Here is a 13,766-nt window from a genome sequence, read left to right as displayed (position 1 = left end):
GGTTGTCAAAACCCGGTTCGTATTTCACAATACGGGAATCATAAAAATGCTGCGACGCCGCAAAATCCCTTTGCGGTGATCCCCGCGCGAGAAGAGTGTGGATTCCATGAGGCGTTCTTTGACTGATAGCACCGGCGCGGCGCCCGTGGTGGGTGTCCATACGACCATTGCCATCCAGGTTCTGGAGCGGGCCATGTGCCTGCTCGATGCCTTGGCCGCGCAGCCGGAGCCGGTCACGCTGAAGGAGCTGGCGGCGACGACGGGGCTGCATGCGTCCACCGCGCACCGCATCCTCAACGACCTGGTCGTGGGACGGTATGTGGAGCGGGTCGACAACGGTGTCTACCAGCTGGGCATGCGGCTGCTGGAACTGGGGTCGCTGGTCAAGGGACGCTTGAATGTGCGCGAAGCCGCGCTGTCGCCGATGCGGGCCCTGCATCGCCTGACGGGCCAGACCGTCAATCTGTCCGTGCAGCAGGGCGATGAAATCGTCTATATCGACCGCGCCTGGAGCGAACGCTCCGGCATGCAGGTGGTGCGTGCGATCGGTGGCCGCGCGCCGCTGCACCTGACGTCGACGGGCAAGCTGTTCCTGTCCACCATCGATGCGCGCCAGGTGCGCGCCTACGCGCTGCGTACCGGGCTGGCGGGCCATACCCGCAACAGCCTGACCGAACTGGATCAGCTGGAACGCGAACTCGCGCTGGTGCGCCGGCACGGTTATGCGCGTGACAACGAAGAGTTGGAGCTGGGCGTGCGCTGCATTGCCGCCGGGATCCATGACGACACCGGCAAGCTGGTCGCCGGCCTGTCCATCTCCGCGCCCGCGGAGCGCCTGCAGGACGAGTGGATACAGAAGCTGCGCGACACCGCCGTGCAGATTTCCGAATCGCTCGGGTTCGAGACGCCGACCACCGACCCGTCCGATCTGACGCTGTCCTCGCACGGCGTCCAGGCTGCCTAGGCTCCTCCGCCTGGACAAAAATCCCTCCGCCTGGACAAAGCGTCTCTTCGCAAGACAAAAAAAAAGCCCGGCAAGCCGGGCTTTTCACTCGGCCCGGTAAGGGGCCGCAGGTCGGGCTTATTGTTGTTCTACACCCGCTTTCTTGAACAGTTCCGCCCATTGCGGCACCTGTTGCTTGACCTTGTCATCCAGCGCCTTCGGATTCGCTTCCTTGGTCAGGACCACCGCGCCCAGGCCATTCATGCGTTCCTGGAACTTGGGATCGTTGACCGCGGCTTGCAGGCTCTGCACCAGCTTGTCGACCACCGGCTTGGGCGTGCCCTTCGGTACCCACATGCCGTGCCAGATACCCACTTGGAAGCCCTTGAAGCCGGACTCGTCCATGGTGGGGATATTGGGCAGGGTGGGCACGCGCTGCAGGCTGGTCACGGCATAGGCCTTGACCTTCTTGGCCGCGATCTGCTGCGTGGTGTTGGTGGTCTGGTCGCACATCAGGTCGACCTGCTTGCCCAGCAGATCGTTCATCGCCGGCGCGGTGCCCTTGTAGGGCACGGTCAGCAGATTGACCCCGAAGGCGGCGCTGAGCATCGTGCCGCACAGGTGGCTGGCGGCGCCGATGCCGGCGTTGGCCAAGGTGACGCTGTCCTTGTTGTCCTTGGCGTACTTGGCCAGTTCCTTGATCGTGCTCGGCGGGAAGTTGTCACGAGCGATGACCGTCATCGGCACGTCGACCACCAGCCCGATGGGCTCGAAGCTCTTCAGGGCGTCATAGCCTGGATTCTTGTAAAGCGAAGGAGCCGTGGAAAAGCCCACGTGCATCAGCAATACGGTGTAGCCATCGGCCGCGGAACGCGCCACGTACGTGGTGCCGATGGTGCCGCCGGCGCCACCCTTGTTTTCGACGATCACCGTCTGGCCCAGGGTGGGGCGCATGGCCTCCGCCAGGGAGCGCGCCACGTTATCCGTGGGGCCGCCAGCGGCGAAGGGCACGACCATATTGACGACGTGATCCGGATAGGCGGCATGCGCCGCACCAGCCATACAACAGACAGCAGCCGCCGCAATCAACGCGGAAACCGGACGGGCACGAAAAACCATTGATGTCTCCTCAAGGTGTACTTCGTTATGCGCTGCAAGCGGGTTGGCCACGCGAACCATGAGGTTCGTCAAGAACACCCGCCTTGACTGCTTTTATTGTTAGGTACTTGGTAGCAGTCTAAGTAAGAAAGGCAACGGCGTCATCCCAGGTGTTTCCCCATGTTGCATCAGAACCGTAACAAACTCGGCGTACGCTGAGGAAGTCCCTGGGAACGGTTAAATAGTCAGAATGTTTCTTCTGTTGCAACGCACAAAATGTGCTTGACATCGAATTGAACGAGCATAGAATGACATTTGTGCAGTGCAACAGACGGCTCCGCCGGCAGTAGGGCGCAGCTTGTGGGGCGCCACCCCTCGATGGCTACGTAGTACCCAAGTAGTTGTTTTGTCTGGCATTTTTCGCGTTTCGCGATTGTCGCCGCAAGACCATATCTACACACTAGGGACCCTATGTGTCCCACTCAGGAGATTCGTTCATGACCGCCATTCCGCAACAAGTTCTGGCCCGCCAGAAAGCTCAGCTCAACACCTTCATCGCCGCCCAGACCGCGCTGTTCTCGGGTTTTGAAAAGCTGATCGATCTGAACCTGAAGGTCGTCAAGGCCAGCTTGGATGAGGTGGCCCTCCGTTCGCAGCAAGCCAGCGATGTCAAGGATGCCCAGGAAGCCGTCGCTTTCTCGTCCGGCCTGGTGCAACCGGGCGCCGAAAAGGCCCTGGCCTACGGCAAGCATGTGTATGACATCGTGACCGGCGTGCAGACCGAACTGGTCAAGTTGGGTGAAGAGCAGATCGCCGAAGGCCAGGTGCAGATTTCGGACGCCATCGACCAGTGGTCCAAGAACGCCCCGACCGGTTCGGAAGGCGCTGTTGCCCTGATCAAGTCCTCGTTGGCCACCGCCACCAGTGCTTATGACTCGATGACCAAGGCTGCCAAGCAGGCTGCCGAAGTGGCCGAGTCCAATTTGAATGCCGCCGCCAATGCGACCTTCAAGGCTGCTTCGGATGCCGCCGATGCCGCCAACAAGGTCGCCTCGCCCCGCAGCCGTCGCGCTGCCGCCGCGGCTTAAGCGTAACTTCGCGCCGGGCGCCCCGGGTGGGCGCTTGGCCGGACGCTTAAGCAGGGGTATGCTTTGTATCGTTTGAGCAGAGCTGGAAATTGGGCCGCCCTATGGGCGGCCCCTTTTTTTGACGCCGGGCCGCCCCAAGTCAAAAAGCGTCCCCTTGGGGGACCGGGCAACCCGTCAGGGTTGACCTGAGGGGTCTTTTTTGTCCCGCGGTTCTTGCCCTGCGGTTTGCGCTTCAGTTGACGCCCGTGGCGACAGCCTGCACGCATTCGCGCACTAGCGCCGGGCCCTTGTAGATCAAGCCGGTATAGACCTGGATGGCGTTGGCGCCCGCGGCCATTTTCTCGCGGGCCTGCTTGCCCGAAACGATGCCGCCCACGCCGACGATGGCGAAATCCGCACCCAGGCGTTCGCGCAGGCGCGCGATGACCGCCAGGGACAGTTCATGCACGGGCGGTCCCGACAGGCCACCCGCCTCCTGGGCGTGCGGCAGGCCGGTCACGGCGTCGCGCGACAGGGTGGTGTTGGTGGCGATGACGCCATCCACGCCATAGCGGGGCAGGGTGTCGGCGATGGCGTCGACTTGCTCCGTGGTGAGGTCCGGCGCGATCTTCACGGCCAGCGGCACGTGGCGCCCGTGCGTGTCGGCCAGCTGCTTGCGGCGCTCCTGCAGTTGCGCCAGCAGGCCGCCCAATTCGTCGCTGCTCTGCAGCGCGCGCAGGTTCTTGGTATTGGGCGAAGAGATATTCACCGTGACGTAGTCGGCATGCGGGTACACCCCGGACAGGCCGATCAGGTAGTCCTCGGCGGCGCGTTCGATGGGCGTATCGGCGTTCTTGCCGATATTCAAGCCCAGGATGCCGCCATTCGCGCGCCATTTGCTGCGCGTGACGTTGGCGACGAAGGCCTCCAGCCCCTGGTTGTTGAAGCCCAGGCGGTTGATCAGCGCTTCAGCCCGCGGCAGGCGGAACATGCGCGGCTTGGGGTTGCCCGGTTGCGCGCGCGGCGTCACCGTGCCCACTTCGATGAACCCGAATCCCAGATTGCCCAGCGCGTCGACGTAGGCGCCATTCTTGTCCAGGCCCGCGGCCAGCCCGACGGGATTGCTCAGCCGCAGCCCCATCAGGTCGGTCGGCGCCAGCGGCGCGGCATGCAGCAGCGAGCGCGTGGCGCCGCAGTCGTAGGCGCGTTGCAGCGACTTCAGGGTCACTTCATGCGCGGTTTCCGCGTCCATGGCGAAGAGCGCCGCGCGGGCCAGGGGGTAGGCTTGAAAGAGGATAGACATGGGGGCGAATTGTAGAGGCAGAGCGTGGGCTCGTGCCAGCTTGACCCGGATTGAGCCGTTATTGCGCGTTGGCGCCCGGATCGTACTCACTGGCCGGCTGCCAGAAACCGTTGACCAGGAGCTCGGCCGGCTGGAAGTTGGCTTTGTAGGCCATCTTGCGGCTGGCCTCGATCCAGTAGCCCAGATACAGCCAGGGCAGGTCCAGCGTACGGCATTGCTCGATCTGCCACAGGATGCTGTAGGTTCCCAGGCTGCCGGGGATGGCGGGGTCGTAGAACGTGTAGACCGACGACAGGCCTTCATCCAGCACGTCGATGATGGACACCATCGCCAGGTCACCGGCGGGTGTGCGGAATTCCACCAGGCGGGTGTTGACGCGGCTGGTCAGCAGAAATTGCGCGTACTGGGTGCGGCTGTCTTCGTCCATGCCGCCACCGGGATGGCGGCCCTGCTGGTAGCGTGTGTACAGCGAATAGTGTTCCGGCGACCAGGCCAGTTCAGCCACGAAGGACTGCAGGCTGCCATGGTCGCGCCAGGCGCGGCGCTGGCTGCGATTGGGCGCGAAGTGGGCGGTGTCGACCCGGACAGGGATGCAGGCGCGGCAGCCGTCGCAATGCGGCCGGTAGGTGAACAGTCCGCTGCGGCGGAAGCCTTGTTCGACCAGCTGGGAATAGGTGCCAGCATTGATCAGATGCCCAGGCGCAGCCACTTGCGAGCGGGCCTGACGTCCGGACAGATAACTGCACGGGTAGGGCGCGGTCGCATAGAACTGCAGAGTGGAAAACGGAAGTTCCTTGAGCTGGCTCATGTGCGCTGCGGCTTGGGCCGGTCCGTGTGATGGGTTCCCCCCTGGACCGGCTGCGGACATGATAACGCTTAAACCGGATCGTCCGCTGGCAAGAAAGCCGGGGGGCCGAGGGGATGGATGACTCCCGCCGTGTCCAGTCGCCCGGGCTGCCAGGGGGGAGACGCGCGCCTGACCAACTGTTGTACTTCGTCGACAAAGCGCTCGCGCGGGACGGGCTTGGCGCCCAGGCTGCCCAGGTGGCGGGTCTGTTGCTGGCAATCGATCCAGGGCACGTCGTGGCGTTTCAGGAAGCGCACCAGATGGGCTAGTGCGATCTTGGAGCCATCGGTGACGCGGGTGAACATCGATTCACCGAAAAACATGCCGCCCAGGCTGATGCCATACAGGCCGGCGCTCAGGTGTCCGTCTATCCAGGTTTCGATGCTGTGGGCGGCGCCGGCGTGATGCCATTCCAGGTAGACCTGCCGCATCGCGGGGGTGATCCAGGTGGCGTTCTGCTGTCCACGAGGTGCGGCGCAGGCCAGCAGCACCTGTTCGAAAGCGGTGTCGACCCGCACTTCGATGGTCTCCGTCAGCAGGGATTTGCCGTCTGCCCTGTCGCCTTCTTCACGAGCCATGCGCCGCAGGCGTTTGGCCAGGGAATGCGATTCGGAGAAATCGGCGCAGGCCAGCACCATGCGCGGATCGGGACTCCACCACAGCACCGGCTCGCCTTCGGAAAACCAGGGAAAGATGCCGTGGGAATAGGCCTCGTGCAGGCGCGCCACCGACAGGTCGGCGCCCGCCGCCAGCAGGCCATCCGGCTCGCGCAGCGCGGACGCGGCGGGCGGCAGCGGCGTGTCGGGCTCCAGCCAGGGCAGCTTCAATGCGGGGTATCGAGTGAGTAGTAATGCGGCTCGAAGACGCCGCGGCGGCGGTCTTCGAGGTAGTGGCGCAGGGTCGTCACCACCGTGCGGAACGACAGGTCATCCCAGGGAATGTCGGCCTCGTCGTAGTAACGGGCCTCCAGGCTTTCGGGGCCGGGATCCAGCTCGGGACCCAGGGCTTCGGCCAGGTGGTAGATATGGACCTGGTCCACCTGGGGCACGTCGACGACGGTGAAGATGCCGCCCAACTTCACGCGCGCGCCGGATTCTTCCAGGGTTTCCCGCGCCGCGCCCTGCGCGGTGGTCTCGCCCAGCTCCATGAAGCCCGCCGGCAAGGTCCAGGTGTCGTAGCGCGGCTCGATGGCGCGACGGCACAGCAGGATGCGGCCTTCCCAGACCGGAACGGTACCGACCACCACGCGCGGATTCTGATAGTGAATGGCGCCGCAGTTGTCGCAGACATCGCGTTCACGGTTGTCGCCTTCGGGGACGCGCCGGACGACGGGCGTGCCGCATTGGCTACAGAAGCGCGCCAGGCGCGGGGCGGGGAAGTAGGTGGTGGGCTTTGCACTCATGGGGCGATTCTAACGGTTGCGCGCATGACGGTGCGACCTTGGATGCGTCCGGTTGCGTCAATCCACGGCGGCGCGTGTAGCCGGGGACGCCTCAGCCAGGAGCGTCTCCGCCTTGGGGCTGAAGCGCGCTTCCAGGAAAGCGACGAAGGTGCGCACCTTGGCCGTCAGGTAGCGCCGGTGCGGGTAGACGGCATACATGGTGATCGACGCGTGGCGATAGTCGCGCAACAGCGGCACCAGGCGGCCGGCGGCGATGTCGGCATCGATGAGGAAACCCGGCTGCAGCACGATGCCATGGCCGGCCACCGCGGCCGTGCGCAGGATGTCGCCGTTATTGGCGCGCAGCGAAGTCGGTACCCGGACGGCGTAGGTCTCGCCGTCCTTTTCGAAGCGCCATTCATTGCCGGTACGGGAATAAGCATATTGCAGGCAGCGGTGACGCTTCAGGTCGTCCGGATGGACCGGTTCGCCATGGGCGGCCAGATAGGCGGGCGATGCGCATACCTTCAGGTCTTGCGGTGCCAGCGGCCGGGCCACCAGTGTCGAGTCCGGCAGGCTGCCGATGCGCACCGCGACGTCGTAGCCTTCTTCCACCAGGTCGACGACCCGGTCATTCAGATCCAGGTCGATGAAGACGTCGGGGTAGGCGGCCAGATAGTCGGCGATGGCCGGGCCAAGGTGGCGGACGCCGAACGACACCGGGGCGGCGACGCGCAGGCGCCCGCTGGGACGGCGGTCCTCGGCTTGCAGGGCCTGCTCCAGGTCGTCCAGGTCGGTGAGGATGGGGCGGATGCGGTCGTAGAAGGCCAGCCCCGCATCGGTCAGGCTGAGTTTGCGCGTGGTGCGATTGAGCAGGCGCACGCCATAGCGCTGTTCAAGAAAGGCGACCTGGCGCGTGACCGCCGAGCGGGCCTGGTCCAGTTTGGCGGCCGCCGCGGCGAACGAGCCCAGCTCGACCACCTTGGCGAAAGTGCGCATCGCGCTGTGCGTATCCATGAATTTCCTTGGTCCGGCGCGGGTCAGCCTGCCGTGGCGTCGTAGCCCAGCGCCTGCACGATCCGGGCACGCGGGGCGTGTGTCAGAGGCGCGGATGCGGGAGTAGATGCGGGCGCCGATGGTGACGCGTGGCCGACTGGCCGATACGACACATTGAGCGTGCCCTGATCGGGCAGGGCGGCGATGCTGTCCAAAGCCGCGCTGCCATCGTCCAACGCCAAGGCGTCCAGCACGCGCAGCATGTCGCGGCCATCGAGCATGGACGGCCCCGCGTCGGTGTCGGCGTACAGCCGGCCGTCCTCGTCCAGCCACCATGCGGCGACCCGGTTCACGGGCAGGCCCGTGTGGGTTTGCAGGCCGGCGCCATCGGCGGCCACGCGCAGGATGTAGGGCGCGGCGTCCACGCGGACATAGACACGCTGCGGGCCGTTTTGGAAAAACCAGCGGCCCGCGTCATCGCGCGCATAGTTGCGGTTGATGAAAGCAAGGATGGCGGGACTGGTGATGCCCTCGCCGGGGCCCCCTGCGTCGGCGTCGCCGTTGGGATGCAGACGCCAGCGCCCGCGGTCGTCCAGCGACAGCCAGCCGGAGACGGCCGGCACATTGGGCCAGCGCTGGATCGCGGCGAGTACGTCGTCGTCCATGCTTGCGGTCCGGCGGAGGTCAGCGCAGGCGCCGCGGGCGCAGTGTCACCGTCGCGGTGACCTGCGCGCCGGGGGCCAGGATCAGCGTGCCGGTGGTGCGGTCATGCCGCACGCCAGACGCCACTTCGGTGAGCTGGGGGGCCGGGTCGCGCGCGTAGCGGTTGAACGCGTCGGTCATGTTGCTGACGGGTTCCACCGCAAGGTGCGGTTTGCCGGGGGGCGTGAAGATCACCACGTGGCCCAGCAGCGGATCGGCTTCCAGGTCCACCGCCATGCCGCGTTCCGGCCAAGCGACGCTGGCCTGACCCGTGAAACCGTTGAAGACATTGTCCAGATCGACCTGCGTCACCGGCAGGCCGTCGTCCACGGCGCCGCCGGTATCGATCAGCTCCTGCGGCAGGCTCTGGTCGTCATTGACCCACATATGGCTGACCTTGGCGCGCACGCGGGCCTGGGGTGTACGGGGGAAGTAGGGATGCCAGCCCAGGCCCGCGGGCTGGTCCGTGCTGCCGGTGTTGCGCAGGGTCAGCGTCATGCGCAGAAAGTCTTCGCCCAGTTCGAAGGACTGCGTGGCGTGGAAGGGGAAAGGCCAGGGGGCGCCGGTGTCAGGGGCCGCGGCGGCTGCCGGGTCAGCGTCCGCGACCGTGTAGCTCTGCTCCATGACCACACGCGTCGCGTCCTGTTGCGTGACGGTCCAGGGGCGCTGCCAGGTGACGCCGTGGATCGGCAGGGGATGGTTGTCCGCCGTGCGGGGGATGGCCCAGGACTGTCCGTCGAACCTCAGCCGGCCATCGGCGATGCGATTGGAATAGGGCACCAGCGGATAGCAGGCCGTCACCCGCGACTCCGTGGGTATCCCCTCGGTAGGCCGCAGGACCGGCACGCCATGCCAGTCATAACGAAGTATGGTGCCGCCCAGCGCGGGCAGCAGTTCCAGGGTGGCGGGGCCTGTCGTCAGGCGCAGGGGAGCGGTATCGGTCATCGCTGGATTATAGGGATACCGATCGGGGCATGGCGCTTGCTGTGCCGTGCTCTTCCACGCTGTCCGAGGGAACGCCCCATCATGATGAGCCTGTTGTTGCCCGCCAGTCCGCAGCCCGTCTTCTATCACGCCCAGATCACGCCCGAGCCGCCCAATACCGATCCTGGCGTGCCGCCTCCCGGCGGGCCGCAAAGCCCGCCGCCCGATCCGGACGATACGCCGCCGCCGGAAGTCGATCCGCCCAACGGAGTCCCGCCAGCCGGCGATCCGCCCGGACAGCCGCGTCCGGTGCGCATGTAGGCTCAGGGCAGCGGATTGCGGGACCGGCCCGCCGCGCGTTGGTCGGCGATCTCCCAGCAGGTCTTGCGGGTCCAGGCCAGCCCTTTGGCGAATCCCTGCAAGGCGAAGTCTTCGACGATGTCGTTGGCGCGCGTGTCCACGTCCCACGGCACCCGTATCTGTAATTTATTACCGCGCTCCATCTGTTCCATCGCCGTCCCGAAGTCGTCGACATCGGACAGCGTCAGCTGGGATGCGATCTCGCCTTTGTTCAGCACGTAAGTGCTGAGAAACGGCACGATCTTATGCTTGTCGACCTGCAATGACGTCGCGACATTCGTCAAGTGAAGATCATGATCCGCCGGCTGCGCGCGTATCCATCCCAAGGTGAAGCTGAGCGCGCGGCAGTCGTCAACGTAATAGTCGTAGGACAGCATGGTCTTGCCGCTGACGCTCCAGGCGGCAAGGCGCACCACTTCCTTGTTTTCGCCTGCAAGAACCCGGGTTTCCCATTTGCCGAATTTCGGCCCGTCCGAAGACGGGCTGGCGACCTGGGCCAGGACAGGGGGGGCGGCAAGCGCCAGAAGCAGGGCCGGGTAACGCAGTGAACGCAGTTTCATGGGCGAAGGTTAGGGGTTCAGCGGCGGAGCGCCCATTCTATTCACCCCGCCGCGCAGGGCCGCAACGAGGATTGACGAGCAGAAACAAGTAGAAATCGCACGTCTTTCAGCTTTGTGTAAATCTCCCCTGTGACGGGAGATAAATAAAATGAATATGAACAGCACGGCCGACGCGGGTACGCCCCTCAAGCGAGTGATGGGGCCCAAGCTATTACTGCTTTTCATCGTGGGCGACATCCTTGGAACCGGGGTGTACGCCCTGACCGGGCAGGTGGCGGGAGAAGTGGGCGGCGCAGCCTGGCTGCCTTTCCTGATCGCCTTTGTTGTCGCGCTGCTCACCGCATTTTCGTATCTGGAACTGGTAACCAAGTACCCGAAGGCAGCGGGCGCCGCGTTATATGTGCACAAGGCCTTTGGCGTGCACTTCCTTACTTTTATCGTCTGCTTCACCGTCATGTGTTCCGGGCTGACCTCGGCCGCCACGGCTTCGCGGGCCTTCGCGGCCAATCTGTTCGTGGCCTTGGGGATCGAATCGGAAGGAACGGCGGTCACGCTTGGCGCGCTCGGCTTCATGCTGCTTGTCATGATCGTCAATTTCCGTGGCGCCTCCGAAAGCGTGAAGGCCAACGTGGTGCTGACGCTGGTTGAGCTGAGCGGCCTGTTGCTGGTCATCGTGCTGGGATTCTGGGCCATGGCCGGCGGCCAGGCGGACTTTTCCCGGGTCATCGCCTTCGAGACGCCGCAGGACAAGAGCGTGTTCCTTGCCGTTACCTCCGCCACCGGGCTGGCGTTCTTCGCCATGGTGGGCTTCGAGGACTCGGTCAATATGGCCGAAGAAACGCACGAGCCGAATCGCATCTTTCCCAAGGTGATGCTGACCGGCCTGGGTATCACGGCAGCCATCTACGTGCTGGTGTCGATCTGCGCCGTCGCGCTGATCCCCGTGGGCGAACTGGCGAAGAGTTCGACGCCTCTGGTCCTGGTGGTGCAGCGCGCCGCGCCGAATCTGCCGATGGACAAGATCATGCCGATCATATCCATGTTCGCCGTAGCGAACTCGGCGCTCATCAACATGATGATGGCCAGCCGCCTGCTATACGGCATGTCGCGCCAGGGTGTCCTGCCCGCGTTTCTTGCGGCGGTTCATACCCGAACCCGGACACCGTGGGTGGCTATTCTGTTCACCACCGCTTTGGCGCTTGGACTGATCGTGTTGGTTTCAAGCGGCAGTTCGGAAGCCATCCGGGCCCTGGGCGGCACCACGTCCTTACTGTTGCTAGGTGTATTTACCTTCGTCAACGTGGCGGTGCTGGTCTTGCGGCGCGACCCCGTCCAGCACGAGCATTTCCGTATTGCCACCTTGTGCCCCTGGCTTGGCGCCGCGGCGTGTCTGTTCCTGGTCCTGCCCATCACCGGCCGTGACGTCATCCAGTATCAAGTTGCCGGGTGGCTGCTCGCCTTGGGGGTCGTGATGTGGGGCATCACCGTGATGACCCACCGGCAGGGCGTCGCCCGCTTGAATCCAGAGGAATTGAAGGAATAGGGCTGTTGGCCAAGGCGGGCGCCAGGCAGGCTATTCCGCCTTGATGTTCAAGCGCGTGATGATGTCCGCGAAGCGCTTGATCTCGGATTGATAGAAGCCGCGCAACTGGTCTGGCGTCATGTATTCGGGATCGGCGCCCTGGGTTGCCAGGCTTTTCTTCACGTCTTCCTGCGCCAGCACGGTCTTGGTGGCCTGGTTCAGTTTCGCGATGACGGGCGCCGGCGTGCCGGCGCGTGTCACCAGCGCATACCACTGGGCGAACTGGATGTCCTTGTAGCCCGCTTCGGCCATGGTCGGCACATTGGGCAAAGAACCCGAGCGGTGGGTGCTGGCCACGGCCAGGATCTTGATCTTGCCCGATGCCAGCAGCGGCGCCGCTGACGCCACGCCGACGAAGGCCATCGGTACCTGCCCGCCCATGGCGTCCGCCACGGCCGGCGCGTCGCCTTTATAGGGCACGTGGACCATGTCCAGGCCCGTCTCTGCCTTGAAAGCCTCGCCGCACAGATGGCCGGTGCCGCCCACGCCGCTGCTGCCGAAGGCCAGCTTGCCCGGATGCGATTTGGCGTAGGCCAGCAGCTCGGCGACATTGTTGATGCCGAGCTTGGCATTGACGGCCAGCACGATGGGCACGGACGCCACCATCCCGACCGGCGCGAAGTCCTTGTCGGGGTCGTAAGGCATTTGCTTGTACAGCGTGGGGTTGGTGCCATGGGTGGCGCTGTTTCCCATGAGCAGGGTGTAGCCGTCCGGCGCTGCCTTGGCGACGAAACCCGCGCCGACGATGCCGTTCGCGCCGGCCTTGTTCTCGACCACGATGGTGGTTTTGAGCGCCTGGCCCATGTGCTGGGCCATCAGCCGCGTAAGAAAGTCGTTGGCGCCGCCCGCGGCATACGGCGAAACGGCCTGGATGGGATGATCGGGATAGTCGGCGTGCGCGGGCGCCACGCAGAAAGTCAGAGCCAGGCTGGTGGCCAAGGTGGCCCAGCGGCGGGATATCAGCGTTGTCATTGTCGTCCTCCAACCCCTTTCAAGGGGCGGTATATTTTTTGTGGTCAGGGGGCGTCTTCGCAGCGACGTGCGACCCGAAAAAAAGTCTACGGAGTTAACCCGGGTCGCGAACGGCGCCGCGTCATGCAAGCGGCAGATTCAGGTCCACAAGTTGGACTTCCCGCTCCACGCCATCCCGTGCCAGGTGCCGCCGCAGATCGGCTTCGATCGATTCGACCGCCTCGCCCAGGCAGCGCACCACCATTTCCAGGCGGTCCTTGCCCAGGCGCGACGCCAGGGTCGACACGCTGATGCCGGCGGCCGGCGCGCCGTCCGGATAGCGGACCACCAGGCCGACGGAATGCACGGGCGGGTTGTCCATGACCTTGTTGGTGGCATACCCGCGCCGGCGCGTGGCGGCAATGCTGGCGCGCAGCTGGGCGTCGGTGAAACGCGGATTCTTGCGCTGGGTACGCGTCACGTTGACGCGGCAGATGCGCTGGATCTCGTCGTCGGGCAGCGCGCTGAGCACGGCCAGGCCGCCCGCGCCGACGTTCAAGGGACGGTGCCGGCCGACGTCCAGCACGAACATCTTGATGGGAAAGGAGCCATCCGCGCGCGCCACGCACACCCCGTCGAAACCCGAGCGCACCGTCATGAAGACCGTGTCCCCGGTCTGTTGCGCCAGGGTCTCCAGGTAGGGGTGGCAGACGTCGCGCAGCGCCAGCTTGGGCGCGGCGGCCAGGCCCATCTCGTACAGCAGCGACCCCAGGTAGTAGCGTTTGCTGCGGCTGTCCTGGCGGATCAACTGTTCGGCGATCATGCCTTGCAGGATGCGATGCGCGGTAGGGCGTTCCAGGCCGGTACGGCGATACAGGTCAACCAGGCGGCTGCCGCTGCGATTGTTCGCGGTGATCAGGCGCAACAGCGACACCGCGCGATGCAGGGTTTGCGTGCCCGCGGACGCGCAGGTCGTCGAGGTGCTGTCGATGGTCATGATCTTGTCTCCGCGCCGCATGCATGGCGTTGCGCTTCTTCTATATGTTGGACGT

General features: G+C 64.9%; 15 protein-coding genes. 4 read left to right on the top strand and 11 right to left on the bottom strand.

From position 1 onward, the window contains the following. The first annotated feature begins 106 nt into the window (after positions 1 to 106). Positions 107 to 964, top strand: a complete 858-nt coding sequence (locus tag ASB57_RS18055; RefSeq protein WP_057653480.1) for an IclR family transcriptional regulator — start codon at positions 107 to 109, stop codon at positions 962 to 964. Between the two features lie 117 nt (positions 965 to 1,081). Here ASB57_RS18055 and ASB57_RS18050 read toward each other — a convergent pair whose 3' ends face one another. Continuing rightward, a complete protein-coding gene (locus ASB57_RS18050; RefSeq protein ID WP_057653479.1) occupies positions 1,082 to 2,062 on the bottom strand; it encodes a tripartite tricarboxylate transporter substrate-binding protein in 981 nt (326 codons plus the stop codon). A 476-nt stretch (positions 2,063 to 2,538) separates the two neighbouring features. Between ASB57_RS18050 and phaP the strand changes: the two genes are divergently transcribed. Then, positions 2,539 to 3,129 (top strand): TIGR01841 family phasin, encoded by a 591-nt coding sequence (phaP, locus tag ASB57_RS18045; RefSeq protein WP_057653478.1) that lies wholly within the window; start codon positions 2,539 to 2,541, stop codon positions 3,127 to 3,129. A gap of 232 nt (positions 3,130 to 3,361) precedes the next feature. On the opposite strand, the gene ASB57_RS18040 is transcribed toward phaP, so the two are convergent. The 7 genes from ASB57_RS18040 to ASB57_RS18010 form a co-directional block, all read right to left on the bottom strand. Then, a complete protein-coding gene (locus tag ASB57_RS18040; protein WP_057653477.1) occupies positions 3,362 to 4,411 on the bottom strand; it encodes a quinone-dependent dihydroorotate dehydrogenase in 1,050 nt (349 codons plus the stop codon). Between the two features lie 58 nt (positions 4,412 to 4,469). Then, the gene (locus ASB57_RS18035) at positions 4,470 to 5,219 is read right to left on the bottom strand and encodes an arginyltransferase (RefSeq protein ID WP_057653476.1); all 750 of its coding nucleotides are present in this window, start codon (positions 5,217 to 5,219) and stop codon (positions 4,470 to 4,472) included. 68 nt (positions 5,220 to 5,287) lie between these two features. After that, positions 5,288 to 6,085 (bottom strand): leucyl/phenylalanyl-tRNA--protein transferase, encoded by a 798-nt coding sequence (gene aat, locus ASB57_RS18030; RefSeq protein ID WP_057653475.1) that lies wholly within the window; start codon positions 6,083 to 6,085, stop codon positions 5,288 to 5,290. Continuing rightward, entirely contained in the window at positions 6,082 to 6,660 is a 579-nt protein-coding gene (locus ASB57_RS18025; protein WP_057653474.1) for an NUDIX hydrolase, read from the bottom strand. The genes aat and ASB57_RS18025 overlap by 4 nt, the downstream gene beginning before the upstream one ends. A gap of 57 nt (positions 6,661 to 6,717) precedes the next feature. Continuing rightward, positions 6,718 to 7,656: a LysR family transcriptional regulator gene (locus ASB57_RS18020; protein ID WP_082621691.1), complete on the bottom strand. Its 939-nt coding sequence runs from the start codon at positions 7,654 to 7,656 to the stop codon at positions 6,718 to 6,720. Positions 7,657 to 7,679: 23 nt separating this feature from the next. After that, complete coding sequence (locus ASB57_RS18015; protein ID WP_057653473.1) at positions 7,680 to 8,300, bottom strand: DUF2946 family protein; 621 nt, start codon at positions 8,298 to 8,300, stop codon at positions 7,680 to 7,682. A 19-nt stretch (positions 8,301 to 8,319) separates the two neighbouring features. Continuing rightward, positions 8,320 to 9,282 (bottom strand): aldose 1-epimerase, encoded by a 963-nt coding sequence (locus ASB57_RS18010; RefSeq protein WP_057653472.1) that lies wholly within the window; start codon positions 9,280 to 9,282, stop codon positions 8,320 to 8,322. An 81-nt stretch (positions 9,283 to 9,363) separates the two neighbouring features. Here ASB57_RS18010 and ASB57_RS18005 point away from each other — a divergent pair, with 81 nt between their 5' ends. After that, on the top strand, positions 9,364 to 9,582 hold the full coding sequence (locus ASB57_RS18005; RefSeq protein ID WP_057653471.1) for a hypothetical protein: 219 nt from the start codon (positions 9,364 to 9,366) through the stop codon (positions 9,580 to 9,582). Positions 9,583 to 9,584: 2 nt separating this feature from the next. Here the strand turns inward: ASB57_RS18005 and ASB57_RS18000 are convergent, their stop codons facing one another. Further along, complete coding sequence (locus ASB57_RS18000) at positions 9,585 to 10,181, bottom strand: hypothetical protein (protein ID WP_057653470.1); 597 nt, start codon at positions 10,179 to 10,181, stop codon at positions 9,585 to 9,587. Positions 10,182 to 10,329: 148 nt separating this feature from the next. Here ASB57_RS18000 and ASB57_RS17995 point away from each other — a divergent pair, with 148 nt between their 5' ends. Then, positions 10,330 to 11,724, top strand: a complete 1,395-nt coding sequence (locus tag ASB57_RS17995; RefSeq protein ID WP_057653469.1) for an APC family permease — start codon at positions 10,330 to 10,332, stop codon at positions 11,722 to 11,724. A 30-nt stretch (positions 11,725 to 11,754) separates the two neighbouring features. On the opposite strand, the gene ASB57_RS17990 is transcribed toward ASB57_RS17995, so the two are convergent. Both ASB57_RS17990 and ASB57_RS17985 read right to left on the bottom strand, forming a co-directional pair. Then, positions 11,755 to 12,735, bottom strand: coding sequence for a tripartite tricarboxylate transporter substrate binding protein (locus tag ASB57_RS17990; protein ID WP_057653468.1), 981 nt, complete (start codon positions 12,733 to 12,735; stop codon positions 11,755 to 11,757). 121 nt (positions 12,736 to 12,856) lie between these two features. Beyond that, complete coding sequence (locus ASB57_RS17985; RefSeq protein ID WP_231755186.1) at positions 12,857 to 13,711, bottom strand: IclR family transcriptional regulator; 855 nt, start codon at positions 13,709 to 13,711, stop codon at positions 12,857 to 12,859. Between the last annotated feature and the right edge of the window lie 55 nt (positions 13,712 to 13,766).

This window comes from Bordetella sp. N (assembly GCF_001433395.1).
Lineage (GTDB): Bacteria > Pseudomonadota > Gammaproteobacteria > Burkholderiales > Burkholderiaceae_B > Bordetella_C.
The sequence above is the reverse complement of the archived record's forward strand: the minus strand, read 5'-3'. Positions and strand labels throughout refer to the sequence as shown.

What these genes read in the sequence shown, in the direction of transcription:
- ASB57_RS17985 (WP_231755186.1), bottom strand. Translation starts at nt 13,711, where the DNA reads ATGACCATCGACAGCACCTCGACGACCTGCGCGTCCGCGGGCACGCAA.
- ASB57_RS18005 (WP_057653471.1), top strand. Translation starts at nt 9,364, where the DNA reads ATGATGAGCCTGTTGTTGCCCGCCAGTCCGCAGCCCGTCTTCTATCAC.
- ASB57_RS18000 (WP_057653470.1), bottom strand. Translation starts at nt 10,181, where the DNA reads ATGAAACTGCGTTCACTGCGTTACCCGGCCCTGCTTCTGGCGCTTGCC.
- phaP (WP_057653478.1), top strand. Translation starts at nt 2,539, where the DNA reads ATGACCGCCATTCCGCAACAAGTTCTGGCCCGCCAGAAAGCTCAGCTC.
- ASB57_RS17990 (WP_057653468.1), bottom strand. Translation starts at nt 12,735, where the DNA reads ATGACAACGCTGATATCCCGCCGCTGGGCCACCTTGGCCACCAGCCTG.
- ASB57_RS18010 (WP_057653472.1), bottom strand. Translation starts at nt 9,282, where the DNA reads ATGACCGATACCGCTCCCCTGCGCCTGACGACAGGCCCCGCCACCCTG.
- ASB57_RS18040 (WP_057653477.1), bottom strand. Translation starts at nt 4,411, where the DNA reads ATGTCTATCCTCTTTCAAGCCTACCCCCTGGCCCGCGCGGCGCTCTTC.
- ASB57_RS18015 (WP_057653473.1), bottom strand. Translation starts at nt 8,300, where the DNA reads ATGGACGACGACGTACTCGCCGCGATCCAGCGCTGGCCCAATGTGCCG.
- ASB57_RS17995 (WP_057653469.1), top strand. Translation starts at nt 10,330, where the DNA reads ATGAATATGAACAGCACGGCCGACGCGGGTACGCCCCTCAAGCGAGTG.
- ASB57_RS18050 (WP_057653479.1), bottom strand. Translation starts at nt 2,062, where the DNA reads ATGGTTTTTCGTGCCCGTCCGGTTTCCGCGTTGATTGCGGCGGCTGCT.
- ASB57_RS18025 (WP_057653474.1), bottom strand. Translation starts at nt 6,660, where the DNA reads ATGAGTGCAAAGCCCACCACCTACTTCCCCGCCCCGCGCCTGGCGCGC.
- ASB57_RS18035 (WP_057653476.1), bottom strand. Translation starts at nt 5,219, where the DNA reads ATGAGCCAGCTCAAGGAACTTCCGTTTTCCACTCTGCAGTTCTATGCG.
- ASB57_RS18020 (WP_082621691.1), bottom strand. Translation starts at nt 7,656, where the DNA reads ATGGATACGCACAGCGCGATGCGCACTTTCGCCAAGGTGGTCGAGCTG.
- ASB57_RS18055 (WP_057653480.1), top strand. Translation starts at nt 107, where the DNA reads ATGAGGCGTTCTTTGACTGATAGCACCGGCGCGGCGCCCGTGGTGGGT.